Consider the following 22,254-nt stretch of genomic DNA (forward strand, 5'->3'; position numbering starts at 1 on the left):
CCACCACCCGGGCGTACGGGCCGCTCCACAGGGCGAGCGGCTGCAGAACAACGCCGGGAGCGGGATCCGAACGGGCCGCCGGGGCGTCCTGGACAAGGAGACGGGGGAGGACCGGGATGGACCTGGAGAAGAGTCCGGCGCAACGGGCGGCGCCCGCGCAGACACCGCCGCGCGAGCCCGCCCGGCAGAACACACAGCAGCACGCGCGCCAGCCCGCGCAGCAGAACGAGGGCTGCCTGACGGCCTTCGTCAGGATTCCGGTACGCATCGTCGTCCTGGTCGTCGTCGTCCCCTTCCGGGTGGTGTGGGACCTGCTGCGGGCAGGTGGCGAACTGGTCCGGCGGGCGGCGACGGCCGTGGGACGGGGTCTGTTCGTCCGCGTTCCGGTATGGCTGTACGAGACGCTCCTCACACCCCTGGGGCACGCCCTGCGGTGGCTCGGCCGGGCCGTTCTCGTCACCCCGTGGGCGGCACTGTGGCGGTATGTCCTCGTCCCCGCCGCCCGCCTGCTGTACGCGTACGTGCTGACCCCGCTCGGCCACGGCCTGCGACGGCTCGGACGCGGCCTCGGCGCCGCGATCGGCGCGTGCGGACGCGGACTGTGGGCCGCCGCCGTGTGGTGCGTGACATGGCTGGTGGCCGCACCTCTGGTGTGGCTGTACGCGCGCGTGCTGACGCCCGTCGGCCACGGCCTGCGGTGGGTGGCCCGCCACCTCGGCGCCGGGGCCGCCGCCTTCGGGCGCGGGCTGTGGGCGGCCCTGACGTGGACCCTGCGGACCTCGTGGGCCGGTCTGGCCTGGTGCGGCCGGGTTCTGGCGGCCGTACCGGCGGTCTGGGTGTACACCCGCCTGCTGACCCCGCTCGGGCACGGCGTCCTACATCTGCTGAAGGCGGTCGGGGCGGGGCTGGCCCTGTGCGGCCGGGTCCTGTTCATCGTTCCGGCGGTCTGGGTGTACACCCGTCTGCTGACCCCGCTCGGACACGGTCTCTCGTGGGCGGTACGGGGTTTCGGGCGGGCGGTGGCGTGGACCGTGACGACGCTGCTGGTGCGGCCCGCGGTGTGGCTCGGCAAGGAACTGGTGGACGCGCTCGGGATCTGCTGGCAGGTCGCCGGGCGCATCTCCCGCGCGCTGGGCCGCGCCGTGAAGTGGCTGCTGTGGAACGCGGTCGGCCGCCCCGCGCGCTGGTGCTACCGCAGCGTGTTCACCCCGCTGGGCCACTGGCTGCGCGACGGACTGTGGCGCCCGGTCAGGAACGCGGTGGCCGGAGCGGGCCGGGCGGTCCGCGGCACGGCGCGCTCGGCCCGGCTGGCGGTGCGGGACGCGATGCGCTCCGCGCGGGCGTCGGTCCGTACCGCCCGCAAGGACGCCTGGCGCGCACTGGTGGGCGGACCCCCGGCCCCGGCCACGGCCCGCGTCCCCGCCCCGGCCCCGGAGCCCGCCCACCGGGCCCCCGCCCCGCAACCGGCCGCCGCGCCGTCCCTGGTCAAGGAGCCCTGACCGTTCGGGCCCCCGCCCCGGCTCCCGGAGCGAGCTGCGGTTTTCCCGTACGCAAGGGGACGGGCGGACTTCGGGCGGGCACGGGAACCACGCGCGCGCCCGGCGCGTACTCTGGGTAGTACGACGACTGCCCCCGGCGCAGCGCCCGGACCCGAGATCTCCCAGCGGAGCAACCCGCAGGGGTGAGCCGGGTCACGGAGATCGCCGCACGGGGTCACCCACAGGCCTGTGGGCGCGCGGAAGACGCGCCGCCCCGCACCGAGGAGAAGAACCACTGGGCAAGCGACAGCCCGAAGGCCCGCCGCCCGCACCGGCGGTGCAGCGCATCCGACTGCGCTACACCAAGCGCGGCCGCCTCCGGTTCACCAGCCACCGCGACTTCCAGCGCGCCTTCGAGCGGGCCCTGCGCCGCGCCGAGGTGCCCATGGCGTACTCGGCCGGCTTCACCCCGCACCCCAAGGTCAGCTACGCCAACGCGGCCCCCACCGGCACCGGCTCCGAGGCCGAGTACCTGGAGATCGCGCTCACCGCGCCCCGCGACCCCGACACGCTGCGCAAACTGCTCGACGAGTCGATGCCCGACGGCCTCGACATCACCGACGCCGTCGAGGCCCGCACCTCCGGTCTCGCCGACCGGCTGACCGCCTCCATCTGGGAGCTGCGGCTGAACGGCGTCACCGAGGAGGAGGCCGCCGAGGCGGTCGGGACCTTCCTCGCCTCGGAGAGCGTCGAGGTCCAGCGCCGTACCAAGAACGGCATGCGCAGCTTCGACGCCCGCGAGGCCGTCGTCGAGATGGCGGCGGTACCCGCTGCCGAGGCGCTCGACGCCGGGGACGGCGATAGGTCCACGGCGGAGCCCTGTGCGATACTGCGGCTGGTAGTGCGGCACATGACACCTGCCGTACGACCCGACGACGTCCTTTCCGGTCTCCGCGCTGTGGCCGACCTGGCGCCGCCGGTCCCCGCAGCGGTGACCAGGCTGGCGCAGGGGCTTCTCGACGAGGAGTCCGGAACGGTGACCGACCCGCTCGCGCCCGACCGCGAGGCGGCACGGGCAGGCTCTACCACAGCCCCCGCACCCGCCACCGCGAAGGCGCCGGAAGGTTCCGGTTCCGCGTAGGGGCAGTCGTTGTAGCGCAGCCCTGGTACTCGGGAGCCACCTGGGTCGGGCCGCGTACTGACCAGGACTTTCGCCAGGCCGTACGCCACGAGGCAGACGGAACCGGCGAGTTGGACAACAGCTCCCGTGCGGCGCCCGCGCCCCGGACGGTGGCCCCGCGCACCGCGCGTGGGCCGCGGCCGGACCGGATTCAGGCGCGGCGCCCGGGAGCGTGACGGGAGAACCCCGCATGCTTGAGCCGATCGAACCCGCTGAGGCCGACCAGACTTCGCCCAGCGACACACTGCCGCCGCGCCGCAGGCGCCGCGCCGCCTCGCGTCCCGCCGGGCCCCCCGGGGGCGGCGCGAGCCGGCAGGACCAGCCGGACCAGTCGGATGCCGCCAAGACCGTAGAGGCCGCGGCTCCGGCCATACCGGCCGGAGAGGGTGCCGTGAGCGACACCACTGACCAGACCAGCACCAACGAAGAGCCGGCAGCCCCGGCCCGCCCGCGCCGCCGGGCTACCCGGAAGGCGACCGCCCCGGCGGGCTCGCCCGCGAAGAGCGCCGAGGCCCCTGCTGCCGAGGCCCCCGCCGCACAGGCCCCTGCCGCCGAGGAGGCGCCCGCCGCCGAGGCCGAGGCTCCGGCGCCGCGCACGCGCCGCCGTGCCGTGCGCAAGGCGACCTCCCCGGCCGGTGCGCCCGGCGGGCGGACCGCCGCCGAGGACGCCGCGCCCGCGTCGGAGGAGGCCCCGGCCGCCGAGGCCGAGACCGCCGCGCCGGTGCGCCGCCGCGCCACCCGCAAGGCCACCGCCCCGGCCGGCGCCCCTGCCGCCGAGGCCCCCGCCGCCGAGGTCCCTGCCGCCGAGGAGGCGCCTGCCGCCGAGGCCGAGGCTCCGGCGCCGCGCACGCGTCGCCGTGCAGTGCGCAAGGCGACCGCGCCCGTCACCGGTACCGCTGCCGAGGAGACCCCCGCCGTGGCCGAGGCCTCCGTACCGCAGGAGACGCAGGAGACCCCGGACGTACGGCAGGACGAGGAGACGGCAGCCCCGGCGCCGCGCACCCGTCGCCGTGCCACCCGCAAGGCGACCGCTCCGGCGGGCTCGCCCGCGTCGGCCGCCGAGCCCGTGGCCGAGGAGGCCCCGGCCGTGGCTTCCGTACCGCAGGAGACGCAGGAGACCCCGGACGTACGGCAGGACGAGGAGACGGCCGCCGCGGCGCCGCGCAGCCGTCGCCGTGCCGTCCGCAAGGCCACCGCGCCCGCCCCCGCCGAGGAGGCACCCGCCGCCGAGGAGACCCCGGCCGAGCCCGTCGCCGTGACCGAGACCGTGACGGAGACCGGTGCGGAGGCCGCTCCCGCCGAGGAGGAGGCGCCGCGCGGACGCTCGCGCCGTCGGGCGAGCCGCCCGGCCACGACGCCGAAGTTCACCGCGGAGCCGGCCGCCGCCGAGGCCGCCGGGCCCGCCGCGAAGAAGGAGGCGGCCGAGGAGTCGCCGCGTTCGCGCCGCCGCGCGCAGCGCCCCGCCGTCGCCGTGTTCCAGGCCCCGGTCTTCGCCGAGCCCATGTTCCAGACCCCGGAGACCGCGGCCATGGCCGCCGCCGCCGAGCCCGTCGAGGAGCCGGAGGAGGACGAGGAGACCGAGGCCGAGGCCGTCGTCGAGGCTCCCGTCGCGGAGACGGCCGAGCCCGCCGCGCAGACCGGTGGCCGCCGTCGCCGCCGCCGTCGTGGCGAGCCCGCCGAGGACGTGCAGCAGCGCCGCGCCGAGGCCCCCGCCCAGGAGGCCGGGCACGACGAGGACGACGAGGACGCCGAGCCGGCCCACGAGGCCGAGGGCCACGAGGAGTCCGACGACGCCGACGACCGCAGGGCGCGCCGTCGCCGCCGCGGTGGCCGCCGCCGTCGCCGGGGCGAGGCCCTGGACGCCGACGAGCACGAGGGCACCGAGCAGGGCGGCCGGGGCGAGCGCGCCGAGTACGCGGCCGACCCGCAGCCCGCCGCCGTGCAGGAGGCCTCCGACGAGGACGACTCCGACGACCACGACGACGAGCAGCAGGCCGGGGCCGGCTCCTCCAGCAGCCGTCGCCGTCGGCGCCGCCGCCGTCGCAGCGGCGACTCCGGCCACGACGAGGCGCAGGGCGGATCCGACGACCCGGAGCGCACCGTCGTCAAGGTCCGTGAGCCGCGCAAGAAGGAGTCCGCCGAGCGCGAGCCCGGCACCGGCTTCGACGAGGTCCAGTCCATCAAGGGCTCGACCCGCATGGAGGCCAAGAAGCAGCGCCGCCGCGAGGGCCGCGAGCAGGGCCGCCGCCGCGTCCCGATCATCACCGAGGCGGAGTTCCTGGCGCGCCGCGAGGCCGTCGAGCGCGTCATGGTCGTCCGCCAGAACGGCGAGCGCACCCAGATCGGCGTCCTCGAGGACAACATCCTCGTCGAGCACTACGTCAACAAGGAGCAGTCGACGTCCTACGTCGGCAACGTCTACCTGGGCAAGGTGCAGAACGTCCTCCCGTCCATGGAGGCCGCGTTCATCGACATCGGCAAGGGGCGCAACGCCGTCCTGTACGCCGGTGAGGTCAACTTCGAGGCGCTCGGCATGGCCCACGGCCCGCGCCGCATCGAGAGCGCCCTCAAGTCCGGCCAGTCCGTGCTCGTACAGGTCACCAAGGACCCGATCGGCCACAAGGGCGCCCGTCTGACCAGCCAGGTCTCGCTGCCGGGCCGCTACCTCGTGTACGTGCCCGAGGGCTCCATGACCGGCATCAGCCGCAAGCTCCCGGACACCGAGCGGGCGCGTCTGAAGACCATCCTCAAGAAGATCGTCCCCGAGGACGCGGGCGTCATCGTGCGCACCGCCGCCGAGGGCGCGAGCGAGGACGAGCTGCGCCGCGACGTCGAGCGTCTGCAGGCGCAGTGGGAGGACATCCAGAAGAAGGCGAAGAGCAGCGGCTCGTCCCACGCGCCGACCCTGCTCTACGGCGAGCCGGACATGACCGTCCGGGTCGTCCGCGACATCTTCAACGAGGACTTCTCCAAGGTCATCGTCAGCGGTGACGAGGCGTGGGAGACCATCCACGGCTACGTCGCCCACGTCGCGCCCGACCTCACCGACCGGCTCTCCCGCTGGACCTCCGAGGTCGACGTCTTCGCGACCTACCGGATCGACGAGCAGCTGATGAAGGCGCTGGACCGCAAGGTCTACCTGCCGTCCGGCGGTTCGCTGGTCATCGACAAGACCGAGGCGATGATCGTCGTCGACGTCAACACGGGGAAGTTCACCGGTCAGGGCGGCAACCTCGAAGAGACCGTGACGAAGAACAACCTCGAAGCGGCCGAGGAGATCGTGCGCCAGCTGCGGCTGCGCGACCTGGGCGGCATCGTCGTCATCGACTTCATCGACATGGTCCTGGAGTCGAACCGGGACCTGGTGCTGCGGCGACTGCTGGAGTGCCTGGGCCGCGACCGTACGAAGCACCAGGTCGCCGAGGTCACCTCGCTCGGCCTCGTGCAGATGACCCGCAAGCGGGTCGGCCAGGGCCTCCTGGAGTCCTTCTCCGAGACCTGCGTCCACTGCAACGGGCGCGGCGTCATCGTGCACATGGAGCAGCCCACCGCGGTCGGCGGCGGCGGTTCCAAGCGTGCGAAGAAGCGCGGCAAGGGCGCGGGCGCCGTCGACCACGAGCACGGTCACGAGCAGGCCCACGACCACGGCCGGCACGAGAACGGGCAGGACCACGCCCAGGACGAGGCGCACGAGGACGCGCACGAGACCGAGGCGGAACTCGCCGCCGAGGTGGCCGCGCCGATCGCGCTGCCGTCCCCGGAGTTCGTACCGGACGAGGAGCTGTACAGCAGCGCGGCGGAGGCCGAGGCAGCCGCCTCGCGCGGTCGTGGCCGCCGTCGCTCCCGCAAGGCGTCGGCCCCGGCCGGTGCGCCGCGCGGCAGGACCTCGCCGGCCGACTACATCGAGCACGCGTCGCCGATGAAGGCGAAGGGCGGCGCCGCGGTCGCCGAGGCGGAGCCGGAGGCGCAGGACGCGCCGGTCGCCCAGGAGGCGCCGGAGGCCGTGTCCGAGGCCGTCGCCGAAACCGCCGCTCCGGCGGTGGAGGCCGCCGCCGCGGAGGTCGTCGTGGAGGCTGCTGAGGTTCCGGCCGAGGCACCCGTGGCGGCTCCCGCCGAGGAGGAGGCCGCGCCGGCCGCGCCGCGAGGCCGCCGCCGGGCGACCCGGAAGGCGTCGGCCCCGGCCGGTTCGCCCAAGGGCGCGGAGGCACCCGCCGAGGTGACCGTGGTCGAGGAGCCGAAGGCTCCGGCCGCCGAGGCCCCCGTCGAGGCTCCGGCCGAGGCCGAGGCTCCCGCCGAGGTTCCGGTCGAGGCTCCCGCCGAGGCCGCCCCGCCGCGGGCCCGCCGCAGGGCGACCCGCAAGGCCACCGCCCCCGCGGGTTCGCCCGCCGGGTCGGCCGAGGCCGCCGTCCTCGTGGTCGAGACCGCGCCGACGGCAGCCGCGCAGGCCGCGACGGACGGGCAGGCGGCGGACACCGCGGCCGAGGCAGCGGCGCCCGAGGGCGCCGAGGCCGCGACCGAGGCTCCGGCCCCGGCCAAGAAGACGGCACGCAAGACCGCCGCCAAGAAGGCCGCACCGGCGAAGAAGGCCGCCGCCAAGAAGACGACGGCCAAGAAGACCGCTGCCAAGAAGACCGCCACCAAGACGGCGACGAAGACGGCGGCCAAGAAGACTGCGAAGAAGACGGCCGCGGCGGAGCAGACAACGCCCTCCGTGTCCGCCTCCGCGCAGGACTGACGCAGTACCCGAAGTACCCGCATCACCCGCAGTTCCCGGCGGATCCGGCCCTGGGCCGGAAGCAGGGTGGCCAGTGCCCGTACCAGGCACTGGCCACCCTGGTATCCGGGAACGTCCGGGAGTCTTCCCGGAACACGCAGGCCCCACGGCCGCGCAATGTCCCTGAACGACGGAGAGTTCGTAACCCCATGAGCAACAGCGCCACCCCTCGCCCCATACGCAAGGCCGTCATCCCGGCCGCGGGTCTCGGCACCCGTTTCCTCCCGGCGACCAAGGCGACGCCCAAGGAAATGCTGCCGGTCGTCGACAAGCCCGCGATCCAGTACGTGGTCGAGGAAGCCGCCGGCGCGGGACTCTCCGACGTACTCATGATCACCGGCCGTAACAAGCGGGCCCTTGAGGACCACTTCGACCGCAACTACGAGCTGGAGTCCGCCCTCACCAAGAAGGGCGACGCCGACCGTCTCGCGCGCGTGCAGGAGTCCAGCGACCTGGCGACCATGCACTACGTCCGCCAGGGCGACCCCAGGGGCCTCGGTCACGCCGTGCTGTGCGCCGCCCCGCACGTCGGCGACGAGGCGTTCGCCGTCCTCCTCGGCGACGACCTGATCGACCCCCGCGACCCGCTGCTCGCCCGCATGGTCGAGGTCCAGCAGACGTACGGCGGCAGCGTCGTCGCGCTGATGGAGGTCGACCCGGAGCAGATCCACCTGTACGGCTGCGCGGCCGTCGAGACCACCGCCGACGGCGACGTCGTCAAGATCAACGGTCTGGTCGAGAAGCCCGCCACGGAGGAGGCCCCGAGCAACCTGGCCATCATCGGCCGCTACGTCCTCGACCCGGCCGTCTTCGAGGTCCTGCGCAAGACGGAGCCCGGCCGCGGCGGCGAGATCCAGCTCACCGACGCCCTGCAGACCCTCGCCGCGGACGAGAACGTCGGCGGCCCGGTGCACGGCGTCGTCTTCAAGGGCCGCCGCTACGACACCGGCGACCGCGGCGACTACCTGAAGGCCATCGTCCGGCTCGCCGCCGAGCGCGCCGACCTCGGCCCCGACTTCAAGACGTGGCTGCGCGGCTACGTCGCGGAGGAGATGTAGCCCCTACGGGCCTGCCTCCCTCACCCCGTTCCCCTGCTCGACCTGCTCCACCTGCTCGAAGGAGAAACCCATGATCGGCCTGGTACTGGCGGCGGGCGCCGGACGGCGTCTGCGTCCCTACACCGACACGCTGCCCAAGGCGCTCGTCCCCGTGGACGGCGAGACCACCGTCCTCGACCTGACCCTGGGCAACTTCGCCAAGGTCGGCCTGACCGAGGTCGCCGTCGTCGTCGGCTACCGCAAGGAAGCCGTCTACGCCCGCCAGGCCGAGCTGGAGTCGAAGTACGGCGTGAAGCTCACGCTCATCGACAACGACAAGGCCGAGGAGTGGAACAACGCCTACTCCCTGTGGTGCGCGCGCGACGTCCTCAAGCAGGGCGTGATCCTCGCCAACGGCGACACCGTGCACCCCGTCTCCGTCGAGGAGACCCTGCTGGCCGCCCGCGGCGACGGGCAGCAGATCATCCTCGCCCTCGACACGGTGAAGAACCTCGCCGACGAGGAGATGAAGGTCATCACCGACGAGTCCGGCGCGGTCAGCCGGATCACCAAGCTGATGGACCCCGCCTCCGCCACCGGCGAGTACATCGGCGTCACCCTGATCGAGCCGGAGGCCGCCGAGGCCCTCGCCGACGCGCTCAGGACCACCTTCGAGCGGGACCCCGACCTCTACTACGAGGACGGCTACCAGGAGATGGTCAACCGCGGCGTGCGCATCGACGTGGCCCCGATCGGCGACCTCAAGTGGGTCGAGATCGACAACCACGACGACCTCGCCAAGGGCCGGGAGATCGCGTGCCAGTACTGACCCGGCTGATCCCCTCGCCGGTCGCCGTCGACATCTCCAGGGGCGCCCTGGACGATCTCGCCGGCCTCCTGGCGGACCAGCGGATCTCCGGCTCGGGCAAGCTGGCCATCGCCATCAGCGGCGGGTCGGGACGGGTGCTCCAGGAGAAGCTGGCACCCGTCCTGCCCGACGCCGACTGGTACCCGGTCGGCGCGGGCACCATCGACGCGGCGGTCGCACTCGCCGAGGAGATGAAGGGCCGCAAGCGGTACGACGCGGTGGTCGGCCTCGGCGGCGGCAAGATCATCGACGTCGCCAAGTACGCCGCCGCACGGATCGGGCTGCCCATGGTCGCCGTCGCGACGAACCTGTCGCACGACGGCCTGTGCTCCCCGGTGTCCATCCTGGACAACGACAACGGGCGCGGCTCCTACGGCGTGCCCACGCCCATCGCGATGCTCATCGACCTCGACGTCATCCGCGACGCCCCGCCCCGCTTCGTCAGGTCCGGGATCGGCGACGCGCTGTCCAACATCTCCGCCGTCGCCGACTGGGAACTGTCCCACGAGGTCAACGGCGAGAAGGTGGACGGACTCGCCGCCGCGATGGCCCGCCAGGCGGGCGAGGCGGTGCTGCGCCACCCCGGCGACGTCACCCAGGACGCGTTCCTCACCGTGCTCTCCGAGGCACTCGTCCTGTCCGGCATCTCCATGTCGATCAGCGGCGACACCCGGCCCTCGTCCGGTGCCTGCCACGAGATCAGCCACGCCTTCGACCTGCTCTTCCCGCAGCGTGCCGCGCTGCACGGCGAGCAGGTCGGGATCGGCGCGGTCTTCGCGATGCACCTGCGCGGCGCGCACGAGGAGGCCGGGCTGTTCGCGGACGTACTGCGCAGGCACGGCATGCCGGTGCTGCCCGGCGACATCGGCTTCACGGTCGACGAATTCGTCCAGGCGGTCACCTACGCGCCGCAGACCCGGCCGGGACGCTTCACGATCCTGGAACACCTGGAGCTGTCCGAGGACGGAATCAGGGACGCCTACGGCGCTCTGGTGAAGGCCGTCGGCGAGTCCGGTGGACAGGGCGGCGTCCGCCGTTAGCCCGGTTTGACCCGGCCGGGCAAGGTCCCGTAACTTTGACCGTCGGCGTCTTTTTGTGCGCCAAACCCCTGAGCAATCCCCTCCTGAACAGTCCTCCCGAGGACCTGTGCGGGAGAGGCCGCTCGTCCTGTTTCACGCCGGAAGCGGCTGGCATCAGGGGTCCCGTCTTCGAGTGAAAGTGAGATCCGCGTGTACGCCATCGTGCGCAGCGGTGGTCGCCAGCACAAGGTTGCTGTCGGCGACATCGTTGAGGTTGACAAGATTTCCACTGCCAAGGTTGGCGACGCGGTCGAGCTTTCGACGCTGCTCGTTGTCGACGGTGACGCCGTGACCAGCGACCCGTGGGTCCTGGCCGGGATCAAGGTCACGGCCGAGGTCGTGGACCACCACAAGGGCGAGAAGATCGACATTCTCCGCTACAAGAACAAGACCGGCTACCGCCGTCGCCAGGGTCACCGCCAGCAGTACACGGCGATCAAGGTCACCGGTATCCCCACGGCTGCGAAGTAAGGGACTGAGACATGGCACACAAGAAGGGCGCATCGTCCACTCGGAACGGTCGCGACTCCAACGCTCAGCGGCTCGGCGTCAAGCGCTTCGGCGGCCAGGCCGTCAACGCCGGTGAGATCCTGGTCCGCCAGCGCGGCACCCACTTCCACCCGGGCACGGGCGTCGGCCGCGGTGGCGACGACACGCTGTTCGCTCTCGCCGCCGGTGCGGTCGAGTTCGGTACGCACCGTGGTCGCAAGGTCGTGAACATCGTTCCGATCGCCGGCTGAACAAGCAGGCTTTCGTAGCGGACTCCACCAAGGAGTCCCGAGCGAGACACAGCACGTTCCGAGGGCGGACGCACTTCCCGGCTAGGGAAGCGTGTCCGCCCTCGGCGTGTTACGTATGTAGACATTCCGCATTACCTGTACTGGAGGACACCCATGACCACCTTCGTGGACCGCGTCGAACTGCATGTCGCCGCGGGTAACGGAGGCCACGGCTGCGCCTCCGTACACCGTGAGAAGTTCAAGCCGCTCGGCGGCCCCGACGGCGGCAACGGCGGACGCGGCGGCGACATCATCCTCGTCGTCGACCAGGCCGTGACCACGCTGCTCGACTACCACCACAGCCCGCACCGCAAGGCCACCAACGGCCAGCCCGGCGGCGGCGACAACCGCTCCGGCAAGGACGGCCAGGACCTCGTCCTGCCCGTGCCCGACGGCACCGTCGTCCTCGACAAGGACGGCAACGTCCTCGCGGACCTGGTCGGCCAGGGCACCACCTTCATCGCCGGTGAGGGCGGCCGCGGCGGCCTCGGCAACGCCGCCCTGTCCTCCGCCCGCCGCAAGGCCCCCGGCTTCGCGCTGCTCGGCGAGCCCGGCAAGTCCGCCGACATCGTCCTGGAGCTCAAGACCGTCGCCGACGTGGCCCTGGTGGGCTACCCGAGCGCCGGCAAGTCCTCGCTGATCTCGGTGCTCTCGGCGGCCAAGCCGAAGATCGCGGACTACCCGTTCACCACGCTCGTCCCCAACCTGGGCGTCGTCACGGCGGGCTCGACCGTCTACACCATCGCCGACGTCCCCGGCCTCATCCCCGGCGCCAGCGAGGGCCGCGGCCTCGGCCTGGAGTTCCTGCGGCACGTCGAGCGCTGCTCGGTCCTCGTGCACGTCCTGGACACGGCGACCCTGGAGTCCGACCGCGACCCGATCTCCGACCTCGACGTCATCGAGGAGGAGCTCAAGCGGTACGGCGGCCTCGACGACCGGCCGCGCCTCGTCGTCCTCAACAAGGTCGACATCCCCGACGGCCAGGAACTCGCGGACATGATCCGCCCCGACCTCGAAGCCCGCGGCTACAAGGTCTTCGAAGTGTCCGCCGTGACCCGCGCCGGCCTGAAGGAACTGTCCTTCGCGCTCGCCCAGGGCATCGCCAAGCTCCGCGCCCGCAAGCCGCAGGAAGAGGCGACCCGCATCGTCATCCGGCCCAAGGCCGTCGACGACAGCGGCTTCACCGTCATCAGGGACGAGGCGGAGGACGTCTACCGGGTGCGCGGCGAGAAGCCCGAGCGCTGGGTCCAGCAGACCGACTTCAACAACGACGAGGCCGTCGGCTACCTCGCCGACCGGCTCAGCCGCCTGGGCGTCGAGACCGAACTGATGAAGGCCGGCGCCCGTGCGGGCGACGCCGTCGCCATCGGCTCCGACGAGAACTCCGTGGTCTTCGACTGGGAGCCGACCGTGATGGCCGGCGCCGAGATGCTCGGCCGCCGCGGCGAGGACCACCGCCTCGACGCACCGCGCCCCGCGGCCACCCGCCGCAAGGACCGCGAGGCCGAGCGCGACAACTCGCAGCAGGAATACGACGAGTTCAAGCCGTTCTAGTCCTTCACGGACACTTCCGCCCCACGGGCGAATGATCCGGAGAAAAAGGGGGGCCCGACCAGGGCCCCCCTTTTCGCATTGACACGCGGACCGGCAAGGATGGAGTCCGCACACGACGAGCAATTTTTGGGAGCCGCCCGGTGGAATCCGACGTAACGGTCAGCGTTGTCGTCATCGTCTACAACGACGCGGAACAGGTGGCCACCGCCGTCCACTCCGCGCTCGCCCAGGGCGAAGCCGTCGGCGAGGTGATCGTCGTCAACGACGCGTCCACCGACGGCACCCGGGAGGCGGTCGACGCGCTCGCCGCACAGCACCCGCGGGTCCGCCCCCTGCACCGCACCGAGAACAGCGGCGGCTGCGGCACCCCCCGCAACGACGGCATCGCCGCCGCGAAACACCCGTACGTGATGTTCCTGGACAGCGACGACGTCTACCCGACGGGCGCGGTCGACGCCCTGACCGCCGCCGCCCGCCCGGACATCGACGTCGTCGCCGGTGCCTGCGTACGCCGCGAACTGCCCGAGGGCCGCGACACCGTGTGGGCCCCCGCCCTCTACGACCCCACCGCCGGCGCCACCCTGCCCGGCACCGTCCTGGACGGCCTGGCAGACCACCCCGAACTCCTCCTCGACACCCTCTCCGTCAACAAGCTCTACCGGCGCGACTTCCTCACCGGACACGACGCGACCTTCCCCGACGGCGCCTTCCACTACGAGGACTTCGTCTTCACCGCGAAGGTGTACGCCGCCGCCCCGCGGATCGCCGTCGTCGACGACCCCGTGTACGTGTGGCACGTCCGCCGCGACGCCGCCGAACTCTCCATCTCGCTGCGCCGCGCCACCATCGCCAACTGGGAACACCGCGTCGAGGCCCACCGCCGCGTCGTCGAGGAATTCCGTACCGCGGGCTCCGCCACCCTCGCCCTGGCAGCCCAGGTCAAGTTCCTCGACTACGACCTGCCCATGTACACCAGGGAACTGCCGCAGCGCAGCGCCGACTACCGGGCCGACTGGTGGAGCGCCACGCGCGCGTACCTCACCTCCTTCGACGAGGCCGCGTACGAGGCCGCCGAGGCGCCGTCCCGCTGGCTGGCCCGCGCCCTGCTCGCCCATGGCGCCCCCGTCGAACTGGAGCGCGTCGTGGCGCTCGCCGCCCAGCCGCCCCGGCTGCTGCCGCCGTCGAGCGTCAACGACGCGGGCGTACCGGTACTGGCGCGGGGTCTGCCCGAGGTCGAGCTGGACGGGCTGGCCGAACTGCCCGCCCGCAAGCTGCCGTTGACCGTGGAGGGCACGCTGAGCGTGGGGCCCCGGCTCGGGTTCGCCCTGACCGTGCGCGAACTCCACGGGCTGCTCGCCCCGCTCGGCCCCACGTCGCTGCTGCTGCGGCTGACCGACCAGCGGGGCGCCCGCCCCGCGCTGGAGCAGGAACAGCCCCTGCGCGACGGCGGGGACGACGCCTGGCGGGCCGAGTTCTCGGTGCGGGCACGCGACCTGTCGGACCGCGAGCGGCTGATGGCCTGGCGGGTGCACGCCGAGGTGGTGTGCGCGGACGGCACCCGCATCCCCGCGGAGGTGCGTGCCGCGTCGTCCGCGGTGGCGCGCCGCAACGTCGTGCTCGGCGCCGGACTTCCGCTGCTCGTCCAGGCGCATGTGACCCCCCGCCGGGCGCTGACGGTGCGCGTGGTCGGCGGAGTGCGCGGAGCACAGGACGTACTGGGCCGCCGGCTCAAGAGGCTGGCGCGCAAGGTGAAGCGGTAGAAGAAGAGAAGCCGACAGAACAGTGGCCCCCTTCCGCGACTGCGGAAGGGGGCCACTGTTCTGTTGTTCTGTGCGTGCGGGGCGGCTGTTCTGTGCGCGCGAGTCTGTGCGCGCGGTGCGGCGGCGATCGTTCGCCGCCGCACCGGGAGCGCGTTTGCCCGCTATCGCTCCAGGAAGGTGAAGAGTTCTTCCCAGCGCTGGGTGATCGACTCGGGGGAGTAGCGCTGCACGTTCTTCCGGGCCAGGTCGCCCATCCGGTCGCGCATCTCCTGGTCCTGCATCAGCCGCACCAACTGCCGTGCCAGCTCCGGAGTGTTGCCGGGCCGGGCGAGAAGCCCGTCGACCTCGTCCTGGATGATCTCGTGCACACCCGGTGCGCAGTCGAACGCCGCGCACGGAACCCCGCACGCCATCGCTTCCAGCAGCGCCAGCGGGAAGCCCTCGCCGCGGGACGACTGCGCGAACACCGAGGCCCCGTGCAGCGCGCCGACGACGTCGCGGGTCTGTCCGGCCCACTCCACCGAATCGTCCAGACCGAGTTCCTTCGCCTGCTTCTTGAGCGAGTGCTCAAGCTCGCCCGCGCCGTACAGCTTCAGCTTCCAGCCCGGCACCTGCGGTGCTGCCTCCGCCCAGGCGTCGAGCATCATGTCGAGGCCCTTCTGGTGGCTGAGGCGGCCGATGCTCACCACGGTCTTCTCGGAGCGCGGGGAAACCGTCTCCGGCATCATCGGCAGCGGGTTCGGCATGAACCCGACGTTGTTGAGGCCCTTGACCGCCCACTTGTCGGCGTCCTCCTGCGTGAGCAGCAGCAGCCGGTCGACGTCCTTGTAGTGCTTGAGGACGCGGCCGAAGCGCGAGGACTGCCGCGAGTAGTCGTAGCTCTCGTGGCTCATGCCGATGACCGGGTGACCCGCGGTGTCGGCGAGGGCCACCCACTCCATCGCCCACACCTGCGTCACGACGATCATCGCGCCCGGGGCAGCGGCCCGGAACATCCGGGACAGCTTCGCCGAAGCCTCGCGCATCCCCGTCTCGCGCCGCGAGTTGTGCAGCCGGGCGGCCACGTCGACCTTGCCGCGCAGCCCGTGGACCGGCTTGCGGCCGGGCGGCCGCCGGTCGTACAGCGTGACCGTTTTGAACGGAGGGTTCTCCCCGAGGTCCATGGCCACCTCGGCCGGCGCGATGCCGACGATGGTGACCCGGTGGCCGCGCTCGGCGAGCAGCGCCGCCATCTGCGCCTGCCAGCGGGCGACGCCGCCCAGCTCGTCGACCTCGTTGGCCACGAAGAAGATGTCGCGGGTCTTCGGGTGCTGCGTCATCGGGTACGGCCCTTTCCGCCGAAGAAGCGGTCCGCGATCTGCGCGGCCGCGTCACCGTGGTCGTACTCGCCGTACCGGTCCACGAATTCCTTGACCTGCGGCCCGTACTGCGTGCGTACGGCCTCCAGGTCCTCCAGCACCGAGAACAGTGCCTCCTCGTCGCGCGGTACCGGACCCGGCGCCGTTTCCAGCAGGTTGAAGTACGTGCCGCGGATGTCCTGCGAGTACTCCTCCCAGTCGTACGCGAAGAAGATCATCGGTCGCTGCAGCAGCGCGTAGTCGAACATCACGGAGGAGTAGTCCGTGATCAGCACGTCGGAGGCGAGCAGCAGCGGAGTGATGTCCGGCTCCTCCGAGACGTTGACGACCCGTCCCGCCATCGCCGGCGGCAGCGACACCTGGTTGAGGTAGTGCGTGCGCACCAGCAGCGTGAACTTGTCCCCGAACCGCTCCGCCAGCTCCTCGATGGAGAACGGGAACTCGAACTTCTGCACCTTGCCCTGGGCGTTGGCGCGGAAGGTCGGCGCGTACAGCACCACCGGCAGCCCCGGGCGGATGCCCAGGCGCTCCTTGAGCTCCTTGACCTCACTGCTCTCCGCGGTCGCGTCACGGCCCTTCACCAGGGCGTCGTTGCGCGGGTAACCGGTGCGCAGCAGCTTGCTCTCCGGCATCCGGTAGGCGCGCGCCAGCGTCCGCACGTCGTGCTCGGTGCGCACCACGAAGTGGTCGAAGCGGTCCAGGGAGGTCTGGTACGCGGCCTGCTCGCCCTCCGACATCAGCCGGTAGCCGGGCTCGTCGAAGCCCATCCGCTTCAGCGCGGAGCCGTGCCAGGTCTGGATGTACGTCGTCTCGGGACGCTTCTTCAGCTTCAGAGGGAAGCCCTGGTTGTCGATCCAGAACTCTGCCTGGGCGAGCGCCCGCAGGTACTTCCACGACCAGCGCTTGACCAGTTCGACGTCGGCCGGGAAACCGGTCGGCTTGGCACCGGCGTACGACCAGATCGCGTGGATCGGGGCGCCGCGCCGCTTCAGCTCCTCGTAAATCGCGCGGGGGCTGTCGCTGTACTGCTTGCCGAGGTGGCTCTCGAAGACGACGGTGCCCTTGCGGACCGGCAGCGCCTTGATCATGCGGTGGTAGCCGTCGATCTTGCGGGGCCCGGAGTTGAGGTCCTTGCGCACGTCGCGCGCCTTGCGGTACGTGGTCTTGGCGATCCGCGCCGGCAGGCTGTCCATGTTGTTCTGGATCAGCGCGCGGGCCTTCTGCGAGGCCGCGCTGTGCTGCACGATGTGGAACGCCAGGTGACCGCGTCCGGAGACCTCTGCCTCTATGCGGTCGCCCGCCAGCCGCGTCAGCCTGGGCTTGACGGTGAGGATGCCGGTCCGCTCGATGTCGGCCTGTCCGACGGTGATGGCGCCGACCGTGGTCTTCCCGTCGACCTTCAGGTGCATCCGGACGTTCCACACGTCGTCCACGATGCCCAGCGGGCGCAGTTCCTTGGCCAGCGGCAGGGACGCCTCCCAGAGCACGCGGTCGCCGTCGAGGCGGACGCTGCGGACGGGGAAGCGGAACGTCTGGAGGCTGGTGCGGCGGGCCTTCAGGACGATCTCGGCGGACAGCTTCGCGTCCGGTCCGATCTTGCCCAGCGGGTTGACCACCGCACCGCTCAGCACGACGTCCGAGGGGTGCTCGGTGTAGCCGGTCAGGCTGTTGCGCAGGTCCAGCTTCTCCACCGGCCTGGTGTGGTAGCCGAGGTCCGTGACGTCCAGCAGCGCGCGGGCGTGGTCGTCCTCCAGGTGCTCCTCGCACCAGTAGATCCGCCCGTCCTTCTCCACCAGCGGCACCGCGAGCTTGTTCCTGTTCAGGAGCATGTCGATCGCGGGCATCAGGTTGTCCCAGTCCTCCTGGAGGAGGAGGTACGCGCAGATGGCGTGGGCCGGGTGCAGCTCGTTGTACGCCTCGGGGGCGAACGACTGGACGTACTCGCGGGCCATCTCGGCGAAGGCGTGCCGGTAGTCGTCGTCCAGGAACGGCAGCTCGCGCAAGTAGAGGACCAGGTCGTGCTTCAGGAACTTGATGTCCTTGTGCAGCTTCAGGTCGTCCATACCGCGGGACTTGAGGATTTTGTCGATCCTCCGGTGGATCTCCACCCGGTCCGCGAAATTGTTGATTTCGTTGCGGCGATTACTGATCGACTTCTTCTCGGTCTTCTCGACCACATTCCAGTAATAAACGGTGTTCGGAATGAGGGTGATACGAGAAGCTGCCAAATATGCCTGGGCGGAGAAAAGCAGGTCCTCGTAGTGAATTCGCTTGGGGAAGCTGAGGTTGCTCTCGATCAGGAATTCGCGCCGGTAGCACTTGTTCGTCGACAGGGTGTCGAAGACCAGCAGGTCGGGGAGTTCCGCAACGGAGTCGAGCGTGCGCGTGGAGTTGTACAGCCAGCGGTACCACTCGGTCGTCTTGCCGTGCCTGCTGTCGACGTGGACGCGCAGGCACAGGCCCGACACCAGATCCGCACCGGTCGTCTCGGCGGCCTCCAGCATGTTGCGGCAGGCGTTGAGCTCCAGCGTGTCGTCACTGTCCAGGAACATCACGTAACGACCGCGCGCCACGGCGATGCCCTGGTTGCGCGGCTCGCCGCAGCCCCCGCTGTTCTCCTCCAACTGGATCGCCCTGACCCGGTCGGGGTGCCGGGCCGCGAGCGACCTGGCCACGGTGTACGAACCGTCCGTGGAACAGTCGTCCGCGATGATCACTTCGACGTTGTGCAGGGACTGGTCCAGGACCGACTGCACGGCCGTCGGCAACCGGTCGGCATCGTTGTAGACAATGACCACAACACTGATGTCCGGCACGGTCGTCGGGAGGCTGTCCGACGAGGGAGACGGGCTTGACAAGGCCACCTCTGTGTTCACGTCCTCGATACGTTGCGATTACTGATCCCCCACAACTGCGGGGTCGTGGGGGATGGCCGACTGATGAACCCCGACTGAAGGGTCCGGAGGATTTCCACAGTCCCGGCCAGGCTAGCCTACGGACGAAGCCGCCCAGTCCCTGCCCAGAGATGCCCTGATCAGTGATCATTGCGTCTCTGTATAGTGCCTCTATGACTTGGCTGGTAACTGGCGGTGCGGGATACATCGGTTCACACGTGGTAAAGGCGCTCGTCGACGGCGGTGAAAACGTCGTTGTGCTGGACGACCTGAGTACCGGAGCCGAGAGCCGGATTCCGTCCGGCGTTCCGCTGGAGCGCGGCTCCGTGCTCGACCGCACGCTGCTCGACGGCGTACTCCAGCGGCACGGCATCACCGGCGTGGTGCACATCGCCGCCAAGAAGCAGGTCGGCGAGTCCGTGGAGCGGCCGCTGTTCTATTACCGCGAGAACGTGGTCGGTCTTCAGACCGTTCTGGAAGCGTCCGTCGCCGCCGGCGTCGCACAGTTCCTTTTCTCCTCCTCCGCCGCCGTATACGGAATGCCCGACGTCGAGCTGGTCACCGAGGACACCCCCTGCCTGCCCATGAGCCCGTACGGCGAGACCAAGCTGGCCGGCGAGTGGATGGTGGGAGCGGTCGGCAGGGCGCACGGCATGGCCACCGCCTGCATGCGCTACTTCAACGTCGCCGGTGCCGCGTCCCCCGAACTGGGCGACCCCGGCGTCTTCAACCTCGTCCCGATGGTGTTCGAGCGGATCGACGCCAACCGGGCGCCGCTGATCTTCGGTGACGACTACCCGACGCCCGACGGCACCTGCGTCCGCGACTACATCCACGTCGCCGACATCGCCTCCGCGCACGTCGCCGCCGCCCGCAAGCTGGTCGCCGACCCCGACGCCCAGCTCATCCTCAACATCGGCAAGGGCGAGGGCGTCTCCGTCGCCGAGATGATCGACCTCATCCGCGAGGTCAGCGGCCGCACCGACGTCAAGGCCGAAGTCGCGCCGCGGCGTGCGGGCGACCCCGCCCGGGTCGTGGCAGCGGCGGACCGGATCGGCACGGAGCTCGACTGGAAGGCGCAGCACTCGGTGCGCGACATGGTCGAGTCCGCCTGGGCCGGCTGGCGCCACCGCCACCCCCGGCCCTGACCCCGTAAGGGCAGCCGCCCCACCCAACCCTCCGCCCCGGGCCCCACCACACGGTGGGGCCCGGCGTCTTTCCCCTGCCGTGCCCGCACCGTGTCTGCACTGCCCGCCCCGCGCCCGCCCGCCCCGTCTCGCGGACCAGAACCCCGCAGCGGACCCGGGCCGCCCTCACGTACATTGCGCAGGACGCACCACCGCACCACACCAAGGGGACGCACGCACGTGGCAGGGGCAAGCAGTCAGTCGAAGCAACCGGGCGCAGCCGCCCGGCAGGCCGTCACCGACGCCCGCAGAGTGGTCGTCAAGGTCGGCTCCTCCTCCCTGACCACCGCGGCCGGCGGCCTCGACGCCGACCGGGTCGACGCCCTCGTCGACGTACTCGCCAAGGTCAGGGCCGGCGGAGCGCGCGAGGTCGTCCTCGTCTCCTCCGGCGCCATCGCCGCCGGACTCGCCCCCCTCGGCCTGCACCGCCGCCCCAAGGACCTGGCCCGCCAGCAGGCCGCGGCCAGCGTCGGCCAGGGGCTGCTGGTAGCCAGGTACACCGCCTCCTTCGCCCGCTACGGCGTGCGCGTCGGCCAGGTCCTGCTCACCGGCACCGACACCAGCCGCCGCGCCCACTACCGCAACGCCTACCGCACCCTCGACCAGCTCCTCGCGATGGGCGCACTGCCGATCGTCAACGAGAACGACACCGTCGCCACGGACGAGATCCGCTTCGGCGACAACGACCGCCTCGCCGCCCTGGTCGCCCACCTTGTCCGCGCCGATCTCCTGGTCCTTCTTTCGGATGTCGACGGCCTGTACGACGGAGATCCGGCCAAGCCCGGGACCACCCGCATCACCGAGGTCTCCGGACCCGAGGACATCGCCCACGTCCAGATCGGCAGCGCCGGAAAGGCGGGCGTCGGCACCGGCGGCATGGTCACCAAGGTCGAGGCCGCCCGCATCGCCGCCGCCGCGGGCATCCCCGTCGTCCTCACCTCCGCAAGCCACGCCGCCGACGCCCTCGCCGGGCGCGACACCGGTACCTACTTCCACCGCACCGGACGCCGCAGCGCCGACCGGCTGCTCTGGCTCGCACACGCCTCCACCCCGCAGGGCGCCCTCACCCTCGACGACGGGGCGGTGCGCGCGGTCGTCGAGCGGCGCACCTCGCTGCTGCCCGCCGGAATCGCCGCCGTGGAGGGCGACTTCGGCGCGGGCGACCCCGTCGAACTGCGCGACGCCACCGGCCGCGCCGTCGCCCGCGGACTCGTCAACTTCGACGCGAAAGAACTCCCCCAACTCCTCGGCAGGTCCACCCGCGACCTCGCCCGCGAACTCGGACCCGCCTACGAACGCGAGGTCGTGCACCGCGACGACCTGGTTCTGCTCCACCACTGACCGCCGGGGGGCGAAGCGGACGAAGCCTCCCCGAACACTCCACCAGCGTCCACGAAACGGCCGAAAGTCCAGCCTCCCGGTGGAGACCTTCCGGAAAACCCCCCGCATCCGGCCCAGGACTGGTCAACTCTGTTACGGGGGTACAGCACACAAACGCATCAGGAGGCCGCCGGTGAGACGAGCGCGCCCGGGGGCGCCGCCCCGAGGGACAGCCGAGCGAGCCTTGACGAGCGTCGGGGCGGGCGCGGACTTCGACGACGGCGGGGAGGGCGGCCACCAGGACGGGGCGAACGGCAGCGTCACCGACGACGCGCAGAACCAGGGCGGACCGGCCGGACCCGGCGGCGCCGGCACCCCGGGCAGCCCGGAGACCCGCGGCGGCCCCGTGCGGCCCGAACCCGAGGCGTCCCGCCTCTGGTACATCACGCTCAGCGTCTCCGGCACCGAAACGCCCCTCAAGGAGGTCAGGCGCGGCCTCGAACAGCTCGCCCACGACCACCCGTTCCTGCTGACCAGCCGCTACGCCGGCGACCACGCGGAGATCCGCTACTGGGAAGAGGCCCGCGACCTGCACGACGCGGCGGCCGTCGCCCTGCGGCTGTGGGGCGAACACCGCTCGACCGCGCAGCTGCCGCCGTGGGAGATCGTCGGCCTGGAGGTCATCGACCGCGACACCTACCACCAGCGCGTCGCCGAGGGATACGGACCGCCGCCCGCCGCACCCGTCGGCGTACACCCGTACTGACCGGCGCACGCGGGCACGCAAAGTCCCGCGCCGGTCCTCGCTCCCGCCTCCGCGACGACCCGAGCACGGCCTTCCGCGCCGGTCCTCGCGCCCGCGCCCGCCTCCGGGATCACACCCGCGCAGGTCCCGGCGCGGACACCGGAACCCGTACCCCTGCCTGTCAGAACGGTGCGTACGGGCAGCGCACCCGCCCTCGTACGGGGAGGGGCAGCCGTGCCGG

Annotated in this window: 15 protein-coding genes; 13 read left to right on the top strand and 2 right to left on the bottom strand. The window is 71.8% G+C overall.

Translation table 11 applies throughout. The annotated features are described in order from the left end of the window. The first annotated feature begins 116 nt into the window (after positions 1–116). The 10 genes from ACFYVL_RS39725 to ACFYVL_RS39770 all read left to right on the top strand — a co-directional run bounded on the left by ACFYVL_RS39725 (position 117) and on the right by ACFYVL_RS39770 (position 14,509). Positions 117–1,499: a hypothetical protein gene (locus tag ACFYVL_RS39725; RefSeq protein ID WP_389254053.1), complete on the top strand. Its 1,383-nt coding sequence runs from the start codon at positions 117–119 to the stop codon at positions 1,497–1,499. A gap of 316 nt (positions 1,500–1,815) precedes the next feature. Further along, a complete protein-coding gene (locus ACFYVL_RS39730; protein ID WP_389254055.1) occupies positions 1,816–2,619 on the top strand; it encodes a TIGR03936 family radical SAM-associated protein in 804 nt (267 codons plus the stop codon). Positions 2,620–2,848: 229 nt separating this feature from the next. Continuing rightward, entirely contained in the window at positions 2,849–7,393 is a 4,545-nt protein-coding gene (locus tag ACFYVL_RS39735) for a ribonuclease E/G (RefSeq protein ID WP_389254057.1), read from the top strand. Between the two features lie 188 nt (positions 7,394–7,581). Next, positions 7,582–8,490 carry a UTP--glucose-1-phosphate uridylyltransferase GalU gene (gene galU / locus ACFYVL_RS39740; RefSeq protein WP_389254059.1) on the top strand — a complete coding sequence of 303 codons (909 nt, stop codon included), beginning with the start codon at positions 7,582–7,584 and terminating at the stop codon, positions 8,488–8,490. Between the two features lie 70 nt (positions 8,491–8,560). Beyond that, complete coding sequence (locus tag ACFYVL_RS39745) at positions 8,561–9,298, top strand: sugar phosphate nucleotidyltransferase (RefSeq protein WP_389254061.1); 738 nt, start codon at positions 8,561–8,563, stop codon at positions 9,296–9,298. After that, positions 9,286–10,377: an iron-containing alcohol dehydrogenase family protein gene (locus ACFYVL_RS39750; protein ID WP_389254064.1), complete on the top strand. Its 1,092-nt coding sequence runs from the start codon at positions 9,286–9,288 to the stop codon at positions 10,375–10,377. Before ACFYVL_RS39745 ends, ACFYVL_RS39750 begins: the two co-directional genes overlap by 13 nt. Positions 10,378–10,566: 189 nt before the next feature. After that, a complete protein-coding gene (gene rplU, locus ACFYVL_RS39755) occupies positions 10,567–10,887 on the top strand; it encodes a 50S ribosomal protein L21 (RefSeq protein WP_389254066.1) in 321 nt (106 codons plus the stop codon). Between the two features lie 11 nt (positions 10,888–10,898). Next, positions 10,899–11,156: a 50S ribosomal protein L27 gene (rpmA, locus tag ACFYVL_RS39760; protein ID WP_018103204.1), complete on the top strand. Its 258-nt coding sequence runs from the start codon at positions 10,899–10,901 to the stop codon at positions 11,154–11,156. Positions 11,157–11,309: 153 nt separating this feature from the next. Then, a complete protein-coding gene (gene obgE, locus ACFYVL_RS39765) occupies positions 11,310–12,749 on the top strand; it encodes a GTPase ObgE (RefSeq protein WP_389254068.1) in 1,440 nt (479 codons plus the stop codon). 140 nt (positions 12,750–12,889) lie between these two features. Next, complete coding sequence (locus ACFYVL_RS39770; RefSeq protein WP_389254070.1) at positions 12,890–14,509, top strand: glycosyltransferase family 2 protein; 1,620 nt, start codon at positions 12,890–12,892, stop codon at positions 14,507–14,509. Positions 14,510–14,670: 161 nt separating this feature from the next. On the opposite strand, the gene ACFYVL_RS39775 is transcribed toward ACFYVL_RS39770, so the two are convergent. Together ACFYVL_RS39775 and ACFYVL_RS39780 are read right to left on the bottom strand one after the other, a co-directional pair. Then, entirely contained in the window at positions 14,671–15,828 is a 1,158-nt protein-coding gene (locus ACFYVL_RS39775; RefSeq protein ID WP_389254072.1) for a glycosyltransferase family 4 protein, read from the bottom strand. After that, positions 15,825–18,731 carry a CDP-glycerol glycerophosphotransferase family protein gene (locus ACFYVL_RS39780; protein WP_389254074.1) on the bottom strand — a complete coding sequence of 969 codons (2,907 nt, stop codon included), beginning with the start codon at positions 18,729–18,731 and terminating at the stop codon, positions 15,825–15,827. Before ACFYVL_RS39780 ends, ACFYVL_RS39775 begins: the two co-directional genes overlap by 4 nt. A gap of 203 nt (positions 18,732–18,934) precedes the next feature. On the opposite strand from ACFYVL_RS39780, the gene galE reads away from it, so the two are divergent. The 3 genes from galE (at position 18,935) to ACFYVL_RS39795 (ending at position 22,034) form a co-directional block, all read left to right on the top strand. After that, positions 18,935–19,909 (top strand): UDP-glucose 4-epimerase GalE, encoded by a 975-nt coding sequence (galE, locus tag ACFYVL_RS39785; protein ID WP_389254075.1) that lies wholly within the window; start codon positions 18,935–18,937, stop codon positions 19,907–19,909. Between the two features lie 291 nt (positions 19,910–20,200). Beyond that, entirely contained in the window at positions 20,201–21,289 is a 1,089-nt protein-coding gene (gene proB / locus ACFYVL_RS39790; RefSeq protein ID WP_389254179.1) for a glutamate 5-kinase, read from the top strand. Positions 21,290–21,461: 172 nt separating this feature from the next. Then, positions 21,462–22,034 carry a hypothetical protein gene (locus ACFYVL_RS39795; protein WP_389254077.1) on the top strand — a complete coding sequence of 191 codons (573 nt, stop codon included), beginning with the start codon at positions 21,462–21,464 and terminating at the stop codon, positions 22,032–22,034. The last annotated feature ends 220 nt before the right edge of the window (positions 22,035–22,254 follow it).

It is taken from the genome of Streptomyces sp. NPDC004111 (assembly GCF_042874215.1).
Taxonomy (GTDB): domain Bacteria; phylum Actinomycetota; class Actinomycetes; order Streptomycetales; family Streptomycetaceae; genus Streptomyces.

Bases quoted from the DNA above. Each gene is read 5' to 3' on its own strand.
- ACFYVL_RS39725 (WP_389254053.1), top strand. From the start codon at position 117: ATGGACCTGGAGAAGAGTCCGGCGCAACGGGCGGCGCCCGCGCAGACA.
- ACFYVL_RS39775 (WP_389254072.1), bottom strand. From the start codon at position 15,828: ATGACGCAGCACCCGAAGACCCGCGACATCTTCTTCGTGGCCAACGAG.
- galU (WP_389254059.1), top strand. From the start codon at position 7,582: ATGAGCAACAGCGCCACCCCTCGCCCCATACGCAAGGCCGTCATCCCG.
- galE (WP_389254075.1), top strand. From the start codon at position 18,935: ATGACTTGGCTGGTAACTGGCGGTGCGGGATACATCGGTTCACACGTG.
- ACFYVL_RS39735 (WP_389254057.1), top strand. From the start codon at position 2,849: ATGCTTGAGCCGATCGAACCCGCTGAGGCCGACCAGACTTCGCCCAGC.
- rpmA (WP_018103204.1), top strand. From the start codon at position 10,899: ATGGCACACAAGAAGGGCGCATCGTCCACTCGGAACGGTCGCGACTCC.
- ACFYVL_RS39745 (WP_389254061.1), top strand. From the start codon at position 8,561: ATGATCGGCCTGGTACTGGCGGCGGGCGCCGGACGGCGTCTGCGTCCC.
- obgE (WP_389254068.1), top strand. From the start codon at position 11,310: ATGACCACCTTCGTGGACCGCGTCGAACTGCATGTCGCCGCGGGTAAC.